Consider the following 14,190-nt stretch of genomic DNA (forward strand, 5'->3'; position numbering starts at 1 on the left):
ACGGTCGACAGGGACGAGGGCAGGCAGGAATGGCGATGCGCGCGGGATGGCTGTTGCTGCTGTGGTTCGTCTGCGCGTCCGTGCAGGCGACGGTGCCGGAGATTCCTCGCTTCCGCCTGCTGGGCGCCGGCGACGGCCTGCCGTCCGCCACCATCCCTGCGCTCGCGCGCGATCGTTCGGGCTACCTGTGGGTCGCCACCTGGGATGGCCTGGCGCGTTATGACGGCGTCGGCTTCAAGGTGTGGCGCCATGATCCGGCCGACGCGGCTTCCCTTCCCGGCAATGTGGTGCAGGCGCTGCACGTCGATGCGGCGGACAGGGTTTGGGTGGCGACCGAGAACGGCGGACTCAGCGTCATGGGGGCCGACCGCGCCGGCTTCCGGCACTACCGCCAGGCCGACCATCCGCAGATGGGCAGCGACGATGTCTTCGCGATCACCAGTCGCGGCAACGATGTCTGGTTCGGTACGTTCGGCGGCGGACTCCACCGGCTGGCGGCCGACGGCCGCATCACCCGGTTCGCCTCCGACGCCGCTGACCCGCAAGGCCTGCCGTCGGACAACGTGCTGTCGCTGGCCTTCGATGCGAAGGGTGTGCTGTGGGCGGGCACGATGTCCGGCCTGGCGAAGGTCGACGGCGGGCGTGTGCGGCGCGTCGCCCTGCCCGCAGGCGAGGATCTGATCATCTACTCGGTCACGGCCGATGCCGACGCGCTGTGGGTGGGCGCGTCCGATGGCGTGCACCGGCGTCTGGCCGACGGGCGTTGGGTGTCGCCGCCGTGGTCGCCGATGTTCGCGCGCCCCAATGCCGTGATCGCGCTGGCGAGCGATGGTCAGGGTGAGTACTGGCTCGCCAGCCAGGGCGGACTGTGGCGTACCGAAGGCGATCGCGCACCCGCGCCGGTGAACTACGACGCGCAAGGTGTCGGCATCGGCCGCGTGCTGCAGACCGTGCTTGCCTTGCCCGATGGCGGCCTCTGGGTGCCGGTGCCGACGCGCGGCCTCGCCTACCTGCGCTCGGACTGGCGTCGTATCGCCGCGTTCTCGACCGCGCAAGGCCTGGGCGGGGGTCTCTATCGAGGCCTGTCGCAGGCCGGCACCGACGGCATCTGGATCGCCAGCAGTACCGGCAAAGTCGAGCGGCTGGATACGCGCAACGGCCATGTCGCGCCGCTTGCTTACCACGCGCAGGCGCTCGCCGAGCTGCGGTTGACGTCGGTGTTGCAGGATCGGCGCGGGCAATTGTGGATCGGTCATCGCAACGGCCTCATGCGCGTGGATCCGGTGACCGGCGCACGCACGGAGTGGGCGCACGAAGGCGACGACGCGGTTCCCGATTCCACATCGATCGATTGGTTGGTGGAAGGCGCGGACGGCAGCGTCTGGCTGGTTACGCAGATGGGTAGCGTGCAACAGCGCGATGCCGATGGACGCGTCTTGCGCACGATCGTGAAGGACCCGGACGCCGGCACCGGCCTGCCCGACATCGAAGGCATCGCCGTGGCGCCGGATGGGCGTGCATGGGTCGGTGGCGCGCAGGGCATGCTGCAATGGGATGCTGCCGCCGGCCGCTTCGCCAGCGTGCCGGAGATGGGGGGCGATCGCGTGTACGCGTTCGCGTTCGAACATGCCGACCGTCTGTGGCTGCATCGCATGTCCGGGGTGGAAGCATGGCGGCGCGAGGGCGGAACGTGGACGCGCGAGCGCCGCATCGGCGCAGCCGAGGGATTGCCCGCCGTGGAGTCCACCGGGCTGGCGGTCGACCCGCAACGTCGCGTCTGGCTGGGCACGCGCCGCGGCCTGTTCCGCATCGACGCGAACCTGCGCGGTTCGCGCGCGCTGCTGCGCAACTTCGGCGTGCGCGAAGGCTTGCTGAGCCAGGAGCTCAACGATCGCGGCCTGCTGATGACCGCCGAGGGTTTGCTGGTCACGACCGCGGCGGATGGTTCGGTTGCGCTGCTCGACACGCACTTGCCCGATCCGCGCCCGGTGACGCCGAACCTCGTGCTCGACAGCCTGCAGGTGAGCCGCGGCGACAGCGTGATCCACCTGCCGGCAGGCGAAGGCATCGAGCTGCGTCCCGAAGACCACGAACTGCTCGTCGGCACGCGGCTGCTCAGCTACGAGAATCCGCTCGGCAACCGCTACCGCTCGCTTCTCGAAGGGTTCGACAACGGCTGGGTGGACCAGGGTGCCAGCGGCGAGCGCGTGTTCTCCGCGCTCACGCCCGGTCGCTACCGCCTGCGTATCCAGGCGTTCGATGCCGCCGGCAATGCCGCGCGCGAGCAGGTGCTGGCGGTGCACGTGCTGCCGCCGTGGTGGCGCAGCGCGTGGGGGCTGGCCCTGTTCGCGGTGCTGGGTGTTCTGCTCTTGCTCGCGCTCGGCGCGGCCTACCGCCGCCGCGTGCGCCGACGGAGCGCGTGGCAACTGGCCGAGCACAAGCGCGAGATCGCCGAACAGGCCTCGCTGGCGAAGACACGCTTCCTGGCCACGCTGGGCCACGAGATCCGCACACCCATGACCGGCGTGCTGGGCATGACCGAACTGCTCCAGGCCACACCGCTGGATACGCAACAGAAGGGCTATACCGATGCGATCCAGCGCGCCGGCATGCACCTGCTGCGCCTGGTCAACGATGCGCTCGATCTGGCCAAGATCGAAGCGGGGAAATTGGAGCTGCAACAGGTCGAGTTCGACCTGCATGCCTTGCTCAGCGACGTGGTGGCCTTGATGGGCCCGGTAGCGGGCAAGCGCGGACTCGCGTTCCACGATGGCATCGCCGCCGGCGTGCCGCGCACGGTGCGAGGCGACCCCCTCCGTTTGCGCCAGATCCTGCTGAACCTGCTGGGCAATGCGATCAAGTTCACCGAGGCCGGGCACGTCTCGCTGCGTGCGCTGCCGATGGCGGGGCAAGGGGTTCGCCTGGAAGTCGGCGACACCGGCCCCGGCATCAATGCCGAGCAGCAGGAGCGGTTGTTCCGCCGCTTCGAACAGGCCGAGGGCGCGCAGACCACCGCGCGCTATGGCGGCAGCGGTCTGGGGCTGGCGATCTGCCAGGAACTCGCCGTTGCGATGGGCGGCCGCATCAACGTCGACAGCGCGCCCGGGAAGGGCACCCGCTTCTTCGTCGACCTGCCCGGATTGCAATCGTCCGGCGGCGATGGCGCCGTCATTCCCTCCGCGGGCGAGGCCATGCATGCGCACGCAGAGTCAGGATCGCTGGAGATCCTCCTGGTAGAAGACGATGCCACCGTCGCGGACGTCGTGGCCGGCCTGCTGCGCGCGCGCGGACACCGTGTCACGCACGCACCCCATGGCCTGGCGGCATTGACGGAGGTCGCCGCGACGACCTTCGACGTGGCCTTCCTCGACCTCGACCTGCCTGGACTCGATGGGATGGCCTTGGCGCAGCAACTGCGGATGCGGGGCATCGCGACGCCGCTGATCGCACTGACCGCGCGCACCGACGCGGAAGCCGAACCTGCAGCGCGGCAGGCGGGCTTTGACGAGTTCATCCGCAAGCCTGTCACTGGCGACATGCTCGCGGCAACGATCGCCTCGCTGCGAGCGCGTTCGGCCAACGTCGAGCCGGGGGAGTCCTCATGATGAAGCGGTGCTGTTGGATCGTCGCCTTGCTGGTGGTGACCGCTCCGGCGTGGGCGGAGAAACCGGAGCCGCCGCTGCTCGGCGACTACATCACCGACACGCGCGCGCTGTACCCGCTGCGCGTGGGCGATTGGGAATCCATCGGCGAGAAGCGCTTCGAGCAGCCCGAGCTGGGCGTCGCGGTACGTTATCAGGACACCCGCAAGCAGGATCGCTGGATGGACCTGTACCTGTACCCGGCCGGCGTGATGTTCGATCCGGTCTTCGAGCGGGCGTTCCAGCAGAGCATCGACGAGATCGTGCAGATCGCGCGCCAGCGCAACGAAGGCGAGGTGCGCCTGGGCGAAGCGCGGACCTTCGCGATCGCGCCGGTCATGGGCGAGCGGATGCTCGGCCACTTGGCCTTGAAGGCCCGTTCCTTCATCATGGAAATGCCGATGCGCGACACGCGCTACCGCTCGGTGCTGGCGATGACGGTGCGCGATCTGTACTTCGTCAAGATCCGCTACAGCGTGGAGGCCGACGAGACGTCCGACGAGGATGCGCAGCGGCAGGCGGAGATGCTCCTGGCGGGCTTCGCCGCGGATGTCCGCATCTTGAACACCGGCGCGTGCCGGCAAGTGCTGCAGGCGCGACCCATGCCCACGGATGGCCCGCGACCGGATGCGATCCTCGCCAGCACCAACGACGGGCAGGAAGAGGAAATGTGGATCGCCGACGAGGCTGTCTACCTGCGGCCCAGCGTCATCGGGCGTGAAGACGACGCGGCGCGGCTGAGGAACGAAGCGCAGTCGATCCGCGACGTGCTGCGCGGGCGTTGCGTGTCGCCCGAGATGATGGAGATCGCCGTGCCCGACGGCATGCGCGAGATCCGCTTCGAGTACCGGCTTCCGGGCGAGGGCAGCGACGGCACCACGCCACGACTCAGGAGTCCGCGTTCCGGCCTGGGCTGACGCCGCCGCTCAGTCGGCCCAGGCTTCGACGTACAGCGTGCGGGTGGCGTCGTCCGGATCGGCGTGGATCCAGATGCCGCCGACCTCGTCGTGCGGCAGGTAGAAGCCGGCGTCCGCCTCCACCATCGTGCAGGTCTCCAGCGGCATTTCCTGCGCCAGCGTGCGCTGGCGGCACGCCTCTTCCACGAGCCGGCGCAGCGCCGGTGCCGCGGTGGCGTAAGGCGCATCGACCACGTACTGGTGATCGCCCCAGCGCTGCGAATCCATCAGCCGGATTTCGGCGACCGGCTGGTCCGCCATCCGCACGCGATCCGGCTGCAGCACCGCACGTGCGGTAATGGCGGTGAGCGCGTCGCGCGCGTCGTCGGCCAACGTGTCCTCGCAGTCCAGCTCCACCCGTGCCACCCGCGTGCGCCAGCCGGGCGCGAGTTCGTCCAGGCGGCGTGCGCGGATGCGGTCGCAGCCGGGCAGCATCTCGCGGCCGAAGCCCGCCTGTTCGCCAGGCACCACCATCACCAAGGCGGGGAAATCGCCTCCGGCGACCAGCAACGTGCGGGGCGCCGCTTCCTCGGCGCGCACGCGCACGCCGGCCACCAGCAACAGGCCGGCGGCGGCGGGGGCAAGCAGGTGGCGGCATTCCATTGCGTCACTCCGGGTGGGGCGCGGCAGGGCCGCGCGGGATTCATCGCCTACTGAACGTATGGACCGCATCGACCAGGACGGCGACGTGTTCCGGATCCATGTCCGGCGACATGCCGTGGCCCAGGTTGAACACATGGCCCTCCCGCGAGCCGCCGTTGCCGTCGCGGTAACTGTCCAACGTACGCTTCACTTCCGCGCGGATCGCCTCGGGCGAGCCGTACAGCGTGGCCGGGTCCAGGTTGCCCTGCAGCGCGACCTTGCCGCCGGTGCGGCGCGCGGCATCGCCCAGTTCGACCAGCCAGTCCACGCCAACGCCTTCGGCGCCGGTGGCGGCCAGCGCTTCCAGGTAGGCCGCGGTGCCCTTGCCGAACAGGATCAGCGGGGTGCGCTCCGCGCCTTCGCCACGGTCGAGTTCATGCGCGATGCGCTGCAGGTAGGGCAGGGAGAACTCGCGGTACATCGCCGGGCTCAGCACGCCACCCCACGTATCGAACACCTGCAACGCCTGCGCGCCGGCGGCGCGTTGCGCAGCGAGGTAGGCGATCACGGCATCGGTGTTGACCGACAGCAGGCGGTGCAACGCGGCCGGTTCGTTCAGCGCCATCGCCTTGATGCGGGCGAAATCCTTGCTGCCGCCGCCTTCCACCATGTAGCAGGCCAGCGTCCACGGACTGCCGGAGAAGCCGATCAGCGGCACCTTGCCGTCCAGCTCGCGGCGGATCACCCGCACCGCATCCATCACGTAGCGCAGTTCGGTTTCCATGTCCGGCACACCGAGCTTGGCGGCGTCGGCGGCGCTGCGCACGGTGCGCTCGAACTTCGGGCCCTCGCCTTCGACGAAATACAGGCCCAGGCCCATCGCGTCCGGCACGGTCAGGATGTCCGAGAACAGGATCGCCGCATCCAGGTCGTAGCGGCGCAGCGGCTGCAGCGTCACCTCGCAGGCGATCTCCGGGTTCTTCGCCATCCCCAGAAAGCTGCCGGCTTCCTTGCGCGTGGCGCGGTACTCCGGCAGGTAGCGGCCGGCCTGGCGCATCAGCCAGACGGGCGTGCAGTCCACGGGTTCGCGGCGCAGCGCGCGCAGGAAGCGATCGTTCTTCAAAGCGGTCATCGTGGTTCCGGGAAAGGGTTACTTGGGCGCGTCGGCGCCGCGGGCGAACATCAGCTGGAAGCCGCGCTTGAGGTGGCTGTCGCGCGCCTTCTCGAAAGCCGCGTTGGCTTCGTCCTGCAGCAGGTACTGCTCGCGCTTGAGGGTGGCGCGGCCGCCGATCTGGCCGGTTTCGCGCAACAGCTCCCAGCCCCCGAACAAATCGGGCTGGAGAGTCAGCTGGACGTAGCGGGGCGCTTCGCCCGCGTCGGGGCGTTGCTGGAGGAAGACGCGCATGGCGACATTTTAGCCGGACAGCACGCCCAACACCCGGCTTTCGTCCACGTCCGGCACCACCTCGGCCTGGCCGAGCCCGCGCCACAGCACCAGCCGCAGGCGGCCGGCGAGGTTCTTCTTGTCCAGGCGCATGCGGGCCAACAGGGCCTCGGGCGCCAGGCCGGCCGGCGTCCGGACCGGCAGGCCGTAGGCCGCCAGCAGGGCTTCCAGGCGGTCCGTGTCCGCGGCGGGTGCCAGGCCCAGGTCCGCGGACAGCCGCGCCGCCAGCACCATGCCCACCGCCACCGCCTCGCCATGGTTGAGGTTGTCGTTGCCCAGGCCGCCATAGCCCTGTTCGGTCTCGATGGCATGGCCGAAGGTGTGGCCGAAATTCAGCAGGGCGCGCTCGCCCTTCTCCAGCGGGTCGCGGGCCACGATCTCCGCCTTGTGTTCGCAACTCGCCGCGATCGCCAGGGCCAGCGCCTCGCCGTCCATCGCCAGCAGCGCTGCGCGTTCCTGTTCCAGCCACTGGAAGAAGCGCGCATCGCGGATCGCGCCGTACTTGATGACCTCGGCCAGGCCGGCGCGCAGTTCGCGCGGGGGCAGGGTGGCCAGCGCCGCGGTATCGGCGAACACCGCGCGCGGCGGGTGGAACGCGCCCACCAGGTTCTTGCCCTGCGGGATGTCGACCGCGGTCTTGCCGCCCACCGACGAATCCACCATCGACAGCAGCGTCGTGGGCACTTGCACGCAATCCACGCCACGCATCCAGCACGCCGCCGCGAACCCGGCGAGGTCGCCCACCACGCCGCCGCCAAGGGCGACCACGCAGGCATCACGGGTGGCGCCGAGCGCGGCCAGCGCCTCGATGGCATGGCCGAAGTGGGCCAGTGTCTTCGACTCCTCGCCCGCCGGCAGGATGAAGGTGCCGATGGCCAGGTCCGGGCGCGCGGCATGCAGCGCCTCGCGCACGGCGCCTGCATACAACGGCGCCACCACCGAATCGCTGACCAGCAGCACGTGCCGGCCGCGCACATGGCGCGCAAGCGCGGCGCCGTCGCCCAGCAGGCCCGGCCCGATGGTGATGGTGTAGGGGATCTCGCCGCCGACATCGACGGTGCGTGCGTGGTTCATGCGTTCTCTTCGATGGGCTGCCAGCGGTGCGCCAGCAGCTGGGTCAGGCGGGCGGTGGCTTCCGGCGGTGTCAGCCCGTCGGTGTCCAGGGCCAGGTCGGCGATCTCGCGGTACAGCGGTTCGCGCAGCGTGGCCATCTCCTGCAGCACCTGTTCGCGATCCGGCCGCTGCAGCAGCGGGCGATTGGTGCAGCGGCCGAGGCGGCGCAACTGCGCGTCCACGCTCACCTGCAGGTAGACCACGTAGCCGCGCTGCTTCATCAGGGCCCGGTTGTCGGCATCGAGCACCGCGCCGCCGCCGGTGGACACCAGCTGGCCGTGGCCGGCGAGCAGCTCGCGCAGGGTGGTTTTCTCGCGTTCGCGGAAGCCGGCTTCGCCCACGTGTTCGAACAACGTCGCGATGCTGGCGCCGGTGCGGTCCACGATGGCCTGGTCCGCGTCGACGAAGGCCAGCCCGAAGCGCTCGGCTACGCGCTTGCCGATGGAGGTCTTGCCCGCGCCGGTGGGGCCGACGAGGATCAGGTTGGGGGCCGGATTCATGATGGGCAGATGCTAGCACCGCCCGCGCGTGGCGCGGCCTTAACACCGGCGGGACTACGGTGGCTCCCCGGCATCGGCCGGGCCACCGAAGAGGAACGCACCATGTCCGTCGCCAAGATCATCGAGGTCAACGCTTCGTCCAAGACCAGCATGGAAGATGCGGTGAAGGTTGGCCTCAAGAAGACCTCCGAGACCGTGAACAACATCAAGGGCGCCTGGGTGAACGAGATCAAGGTCGTCACCGACGACGGCGGCAACGTCACCGAGTGGCGCGTGAACCTGCGGATCAGCTTCGTGGTGACGTGACCTCGCTCCTACAACAGCGGGCGGCGGGTTTCGTCCAGGGCGATCGTGCGTTCGGCGATCGCCGGCAGCGTCGCCAGCAGGTGCCGGCTGGTGCGCTCGTAGTGCTGGATGAAGCGGTCCAGTTGCGCGCGGTCCATGCCGGTCCGCTGCGGGTCGCGCGCAACGAGGGCTTGCTCCTGTTCCCAGCGCCAGGTCCGCACGATGTCGAAGCCGGGCGGCTGCAGGAACCACAGCGCATCGATGCGTGACCACAGCGCCGGGTAGTCGTTGCGCAAGGCGTCGTTGCAATGGCGGCGCCAGCGGCCGTCCGCGTCCTCGTCGCGCTCCAGCGCATTGATCGGCGTGGCCAGCGCCGCGTCGTCCTCGGGCGCCGCCTTCAGGCACCAGCCTTCGAACAGCACCAGGTCGACGCGGCCGTCGATCCGTATCCAGGCGTCGTCGGGCGCACGATCGTCGGCCAGCTTGTCGAAGCGTGGCAGGACGACCTCTTCGCCGTTGCGCAACCCATCCAGTACGCGACACCCCAGCGCCACATCGTGGGTGCCGGGCGGGCCACGCGTGGCGAGCAACGGATGCACCTCGACCGCGAGCCGCTGCCGTTGCGCGCGGGTCAGGTACAGGTCGTCCAGCGACAGCACCCCCACGCGCAGGCCTTCTGCGCGCGCCCGGGCCGCGACCTGCTCCGCCAGCGTCGATTTGCCGCTGCCCTGCAGGCCGGTGATGGCGAACACCGGAGGGGTCGCCGCCGATGCGCGTGCCGTCCGCAGCGCGTCGTCGACGAGCTGCGCTGGAAAACCCTCGGGATGCACGGGTGTCGTCATCGCGCGACAATAGCGCATGCCCGGGATGCGGGCGCTGCCGTTGCGATGCCATGACCGATCTGTACGCCGAGGCCCTGTCCACGTTCGCCACGCTGTTCGGCGAAGCGAAGACCGCGGGCACCGAAGTCGAACCCAATGCGATGACGGTGGCGACCGCCACGCCGGACGGCCATCCGTCCGCGCGCACGGTGTTGCTGAAGGCGTTCGACGAACGCGGTTTCGTCTTCTACACGCACACGCACAGCCAGAAGGGCCGCGAGCTGCACGACAATCCGCGCGCTGCGTTGCTGTTCCTGTGGCGCAGCCTGCGCGAGGCCGGCATCCAGGTGCGCGTGGAAGGCGCGGTGACACCGGTCGGCGATGCCGAGGCCGATGCGTACTTCGCTTCCCGTCCGCGCCAGAGCCAGCTGGGCGCGTGGGCATCGATCCAGTCCGAGACGCTGGACTCGCGCGAGGCCTTCGACAGCCGCGTGGCTGAGGTCGAAGCGCGCTTCGCCGGCAGCGACGTGCCACGGCCGGCGGGCTGGAGCGGCTATCGCGTGGCGCCCGACGCCATCGAGTTCTGGTACGGCGCGCAGTTCCGCCTGCACGAGCGTTGGCGCTACGAATGCGATGCCGCGGGCGCGTGGAGCAAGCGGATGCTGTTCCCGTGAGGGATCTCGCCGGGCGCGTATCGCCATGATGGGTCCACGCCGCATCGTCTGCCTGACCGAAGAGCCGACCGAGACGCTGTACGCGCTGGGCGAGCAGGACCGCATCGTCGGCATCAGCGGGTTCACCGTGCGTCCGCCGCAAGCCCGCAAGGAAAAGCCGAAGGTCAGCGCGTTCACCAGCGCGAAGATCGACGACATCCTGAAGCTGCAGCCGGATCTCGCCATCGGCTTTTCCGACATCCAGGCCGATATCGCCGCCGAGTTGGTGCGGCAGGGCGTGGAGGTGTGGATCAGCAACCACCGCAGCGTGGACGGCATCATTGACTACGTGCGGCGGCTGGGCGCGCTGGTGGGTGCCGCGACGCGTGCCAACACGTACGCCGATACGCTGGCACGCGGTCTGGACGACATCCGTGCGCAGGCGGCGCGGTTGCCGCGCCGGCCGATGGTCTACTTCGAGGAGTGGGACGAACCGCAGATCACCGGTATCCGCTGGGTATCCGAACTGATCGGCATCGCCGGGGGCGACGACGTGTTCCCGGAGATGGCGCGCGAGTCGCTGGCGAAGCACCGCATCCTCGCCGACGGCAGCGAGGTGGTGCGGCGCGCACCCGACCTCATCCTGGGCTCATGGTGCGGCAAGAAGTTCCGGCCCGAGCGCGTGGCGGCACGTCCGGGCTGGGAGGCGATCCCCGCCGTCCGCGACGGTGAGCTGCACGAGATCAAGTCGCCGCTGATCCTGCAGCCCGGGCCGGCGGCGCTGACCGATGGCGTACGGGCGATCGCGGCGATCGTGCAGGCGTGGGCGGCTCGCCACCGCTGAGGCGATTCTCCCTGTATGGAAGGTCTGGCGTGGGAGCGACGTAAGTCGCGATGAAGCGTCGCGGTCGCCCATCGCGACTTACGTCGCTCCCACAGCAGGCTTCCTTTGCAGGAAGATCTTGCTTCGCCTCAGAAATTCCGCTGGAACGTCACCGTTTCCGTGCGGCCACCGGCCTGCACCACGATCTCGAAGCGATAGGAGTTGCGCGGCGAGATGCGCGCGGTGCCGATCAGGTCGGTATACTCGCCGGCGTCCACCTTGCGCAGCGTGACGACCTGGCGCGCGCCCGACAGGTCGTGCGCGGTGACGCTCACCTCGCCATCGGCATCGAGTTCCTCGGCGCCTTTCACTTCGCGCAGGGCGACCAGCACCAGCGCGGTACCGGCATCGCGCTGCACGCCGTACTGCTTCGCGACGGGCTCGCTCAGCGCCAGCGTAGGCAGCGCGTTGTAGCGCACGCGCAGGCTGCCGAAGTCGGTTTCGGCGGGCGCCGGTGGGACGAACTCGGCGGCCCGCGGCGTCTCGCCGCCGGAGCAGGCGACCAGGGACAGGGCGAGAAGCAGCGGGGCGATCAGGAGTTTCATCGGCGTCGGTGCCTGTGTGTTGTAGGTACGTTACGAGGTGCTGAGCGGGCCGGATGCGGCGTCAATCATTCGCCGCGGACAGTTCGCCGCCCCGTGCGGTCGCCGCATGCACGGCCCGGGCGACCAGGGCTTCGAAGCCGCCGGCCTGGAACGTCTCGATCGCCGCCTGCGTGGTGCCGTTGGGCGAGGTCACGCGGCGGCGCAACTCGGCCGGCGTCTCACCGCTTTCGGTCAGCATGCGCGCCGCCCCCAGGACGGTCTGCAGCACCAGCGTGCGTGCGGCATCGGCCGACAGGCCTTCGGCCACCGCCGCCGATTCCATCGCCTCGGCCAGCAGGAAGACATAGGCCGGGCCGCTGCCGGACACGCCTGTGACGGCATCCATCTTCGCTTCCGCATCGATCCAGACGGTCGGGCCCGCGGCGGAGAGCAGCAGCTCCGCGCGCTCGCGTCCCGCCGCGTCGACCTCATCGCTCGCATGCAGGCCGGTAACGCCGGCGCCGAGCAGGGCGGGCGTGTTGGGCATGCTGCGCACCACCGGCACGCCACCGCCCAGCCAGCGCTGCATCTGCGCGACGGTGATGCCCGCGGCGATGGAGACGGCCAGCGGGCGCTGCGCCTGCGCCATCGGCGCGAGCGATTCGCACACCGTGCGCATGACCTGCGGCTTCACCGCGAACAGCCAGGTATCCGCGCCGTAGGCCGCTTCCCCGGCCTCGGTGAACACCTGCACGCCGAAGTCGGCCGCCAGCGCGGCGCGCAGCGGTTCGTTGGGCTCGGCCACGCGGATGCGGGAGGGATCCGCACCGCGCTTGAGCAGGCCGCCGATCAGGCTGCGCGCCATGTTGCCGCCGCCGATGAAGGCCAGGGGATGCGTCAGTACGCGCGACGTGGAAGGAGTCATGGCGTCAGGCCTCGGGAAAGTCGAAAGGAGTCAGGCGGGTCGCGGCGGGCGCGCGCCGAACAGGGCGGTGCCGATGCGGACCATCGTGGCCCCGTGCGCGACGGCGAGCGCGTAGTCCTCACTCATGCCCATCGACAGGGTATCCACGCCGGGATGCTTCGCCGCCAGTTGTTCCTGCAATGCCTGCATGCGGCGGAAGGCGTCGATGCGCTGGGCGGTGTCGGGATGGGGCGCGGGAATCGCCATCAGCCCGCGCAAGCGCAGGCGCGGTTCGGCCGCGATCGCATCGGCGAGGGCGGCGACCTCCTCCGGCTGGCAGCCATGCTTGCTGGCTTCATCATCGATGTTCACCTGCACGAGCACGTTGAGCGGCGCACGATCGGAAGGGCGATAGCGTGACAGAGCGCCGATCAATTTGTGACGGTCTACCGTCTGCACCCAATCGAACAGCTGCGCCGCGAGTTCGGCCTTGTTCGACTGCAGGTGGCCGATGAGGTGCCATTCCAGGCCCATGTCCGCCAGTTCGCCGATCTTCGCCTGGGCTTCCTGCACGTAGTTTTCGCCGAAGGCGCGCTGTCCGGCGCGCGCCAGTTCGGCCACGGCGGCGGCCGGTTGCAGCTTGGAGACGGCCAACAGCGCGGGGCTTGGCCGATGTGCGGCTTTCGCTGCGTTTTCAAGGTGTTGCAGGGTCTCGCTGAGGGTGTCGGCGAGCATGTTCATCCAACCATTGGCGGGAACGGCAAGGGCGCTATACTGCCCTTCGGGGAATGAACGTTCCAGTTCGCAGCAACTTGGGGAAGCAGCGTCATGGATATCGCCGAACTCTTGGCGTTCTCGGTAAAGAACAAGGCCTCGGACCTCCACCTCTCGGCCGGCTTGCCGCCGATGATCCGCGTGGATGGCGACGTGCGCCGCATCAACATCCCGGCGCTGGACCACAAGCAGGTGCATGCGCTGGTCTACGACATCATGTCGGACAAGCAGCGGCGCGACTTCGAAGAATTCCTCGAGGTCGACTTCTCGTTCGAGATCCCGTCGCTGGCGCGCTTCCGCGTCAATGCCTTCAACCAGAACCGCGGCGCCGGTGCCGTCTTCCGTACGATTCCGTCGGAAGTGCTGACCCTGGAAGACCTGGCCTGCCCGCCGCTGTTCCGCGAACTGATCCAGCAGCCGCAGGGCCTGATCCTGGTCACCGGTCCGACCGGTTCGGGCAAGTCGACCACGCTGGCGGCGATGATCGACCACATCAACAAGAACGAGTACGGGCACATCCTCAGCGTCGAGGACCCGATCGAGTTCGTGCACACCTCGCAGAAGTGCCTGATCAACCAGCGCGAAGTGCACCGCGACACGCACGGCTTCAACGAAGCCCTGCGTTCGGCGCTGCGTGAAGACCCCGACTACATCCTGGTCGGCGAGTTGCGCGATCTGGAAACCATCCGCCTGGCGCTGACCGCCGCGGAAACCGGCCACCTGGTGTTCGCCACCCTGCACACCAGCTCGGCGGCCAAGACCATCGACCGCGTGATCGACGTGTTCCCCGCCGGCGAGAAGCCGATGGTGCGTTCGATGCTGTCCGAATCGCTGCGCGCGGTGATCTCGCAGGCGCTGCTGAAGAAGATCGGCGGCGGCCGCACCGCAGCGTGGGAAATCATGGTGGGCACCCCGGCCATCCGCAACCTGATCCGCGAGGACAAGGTGGCGCAGATGTACTCGGCCATCCAGACCGGCCAGCAGAGCGGCATGATGACCCTGGACCAGCACCTGCAGGACCTGGTGAAGCGCGCGCTGATCACCCGGCAGCAGGCCAAGGAATACGCGAAGGACAAGCGGTTGTTCGAATGACGGCAGGGCCCGCGCGGC

The 14,190-nt window shown here is 69.3% G+C and carries 15 protein-coding genes; 6 read left to right on the forward strand and 9 right to left on the reverse strand.

What is annotated here, in order from left to right; genetic code table 11:
* Window positions 1-35: 35 nt before the first annotated feature.
* On the forward strand, window positions 36-3,605 hold the full coding sequence (locus tag ACSION_RS05675; RefSeq protein ID WP_435305217.1) for an ATP-binding protein: 3,570 nt from the start codon (window positions 36-38) through the stop codon (window positions 3,603-3,605).
* Window positions 3,605-4,558, forward strand: a complete 954-nt coding sequence (locus ACSION_RS05680; protein WP_435305218.1) for a hypothetical protein — start codon at window positions 3,605-3,607, stop codon at window positions 4,556-4,558. The genes ACSION_RS05675 and ACSION_RS05680 overlap by 1 nt, the downstream gene beginning before the upstream one ends.
* A gap of 9 nt (window positions 4,559-4,567) precedes the next feature.
* On the opposite strand, the gene ACSION_RS05685 is transcribed toward ACSION_RS05680, so the two are convergent.
* The 5 genes from ACSION_RS05685 to ACSION_RS05705 are packed head-to-tail and all read right to left on the reverse strand — an operon-like array spanning window position 4,568 to window position 8,236.
* On the reverse strand, window positions 4,568-5,200 hold the full coding sequence (locus tag ACSION_RS05685; protein ID WP_435305219.1) for a hypothetical protein: 633 nt from the start codon (window positions 5,198-5,200) through the stop codon (window positions 4,568-4,570).
* A gap of 40 nt (window positions 5,201-5,240) precedes the next feature.
* Window positions 5,241-6,311 (reverse strand): uroporphyrinogen decarboxylase, encoded by a 1,071-nt coding sequence (hemE, locus tag ACSION_RS05690; RefSeq protein ID WP_435305220.1) that lies wholly within the window; start codon window positions 6,309-6,311, stop codon window positions 5,241-5,243.
* 18 nt (window positions 6,312-6,329) lie between these two features.
* Window positions 6,330-6,584 carry a WGR domain-containing protein gene (locus ACSION_RS05695; RefSeq protein WP_093300856.1) on the reverse strand — a complete coding sequence of 85 codons (255 nt, stop codon included), beginning with the start codon at window positions 6,582-6,584 and terminating at the stop codon, window positions 6,330-6,332.
* 9 nt (window positions 6,585-6,593) lie between these two features.
* The gene (gene aroB / locus ACSION_RS05700; protein WP_435305221.1) at window positions 6,594-7,697 is read right to left on the reverse strand and encodes a 3-dehydroquinate synthase; all 1,104 of its coding nucleotides are present in this window, start codon (window positions 7,695-7,697) and stop codon (window positions 6,594-6,596) included.
* A complete protein-coding gene (locus tag ACSION_RS05705; RefSeq protein ID WP_435305222.1) occupies window positions 7,694-8,236 on the reverse strand; it encodes a shikimate kinase in 543 nt (180 codons plus the stop codon). The genes aroB and ACSION_RS05705 overlap by 4 nt, the downstream gene beginning before the upstream one ends.
* A gap of 102 nt (window positions 8,237-8,338) precedes the next feature.
* Here ACSION_RS05705 and ACSION_RS05710 point away from each other — a divergent pair, with 102 nt between their 5' ends.
* Window positions 8,339-8,542, forward strand: a complete 204-nt coding sequence (locus ACSION_RS05710) for a dodecin family protein (protein WP_435305223.1) — start codon at window positions 8,339-8,341, stop codon at window positions 8,540-8,542.
* A gap of 8 nt (window positions 8,543-8,550) precedes the next feature.
* Here ACSION_RS05710 and ACSION_RS05715 read toward each other — a convergent pair whose 3' ends face one another.
* Window positions 8,551-9,381, reverse strand: coding sequence for a kinase (locus ACSION_RS05715; protein ID WP_435305224.1), 831 nt, complete (start codon window positions 9,379-9,381; stop codon window positions 8,551-8,553).
* Between the two features lie 32 nt (window positions 9,382-9,413).
* On the opposite strand from ACSION_RS05715, the gene pdxH reads away from it, so the two are divergent.
* Both pdxH and ACSION_RS05725 read left to right on the forward strand, forming a co-directional pair.
* Window positions 9,414-10,016, forward strand: a complete 603-nt coding sequence (pdxH, locus tag ACSION_RS05720) for a pyridoxamine 5'-phosphate oxidase (protein WP_435305225.1) — start codon at window positions 9,414-9,416, stop codon at window positions 10,014-10,016.
* 28 nt (window positions 10,017-10,044) lie between these two features.
* Window positions 10,045-10,839, forward strand: coding sequence for a cobalamin-binding protein (locus tag ACSION_RS05725; protein WP_435306664.1), 795 nt, complete (start codon window positions 10,045-10,047; stop codon window positions 10,837-10,839).
* Between the two features lie 128 nt (window positions 10,840-10,967).
* On the opposite strand, the gene ACSION_RS05730 is transcribed toward ACSION_RS05725, so the two are convergent.
* The 3 genes from ACSION_RS05730 to ACSION_RS05740 all read right to left on the reverse strand — a co-directional run bounded on the left by ACSION_RS05730 (window position 10,968) and on the right by ACSION_RS05740 (window position 13,041).
* Window positions 10,968-11,423 (reverse strand): DUF4426 domain-containing protein, encoded by a 456-nt coding sequence (locus ACSION_RS05730; protein WP_435305226.1) that lies wholly within the window; start codon window positions 11,421-11,423, stop codon window positions 10,968-10,970.
* A gap of 61 nt (window positions 11,424-11,484) precedes the next feature.
* Complete coding sequence (gene proC / locus ACSION_RS05735) at window positions 11,485-12,327, reverse strand: pyrroline-5-carboxylate reductase (protein ID WP_435305227.1); 843 nt, start codon at window positions 12,325-12,327, stop codon at window positions 11,485-11,487.
* A gap of 30 nt (window positions 12,328-12,357) precedes the next feature.
* Window positions 12,358-13,041, reverse strand: coding sequence for a YggS family pyridoxal phosphate-dependent enzyme (locus tag ACSION_RS05740; RefSeq protein WP_435306665.1), 684 nt, complete (start codon window positions 13,039-13,041; stop codon window positions 12,358-12,360).
* A gap of 93 nt (window positions 13,042-13,134) precedes the next feature.
* Here ACSION_RS05740 and ACSION_RS05745 point away from each other — a divergent pair, with 93 nt between their 5' ends.
* On the forward strand, window positions 13,135-14,172 hold the full coding sequence (locus tag ACSION_RS05745; protein WP_056878086.1) for a type IV pilus twitching motility protein PilT: 1,038 nt from the start codon (window positions 13,135-13,137) through the stop codon (window positions 14,170-14,172).
* The last annotated feature ends 18 nt before the right edge of the window (window positions 14,173-14,190 follow it).

Source organism: Pseudoxanthomonas sp. LjRoot125, assembly GCF_964252705.1.
Classification (GTDB): Bacteria; Pseudomonadota; Gammaproteobacteria; order Xanthomonadales; family Xanthomonadaceae; genus Pseudoxanthomonas_A.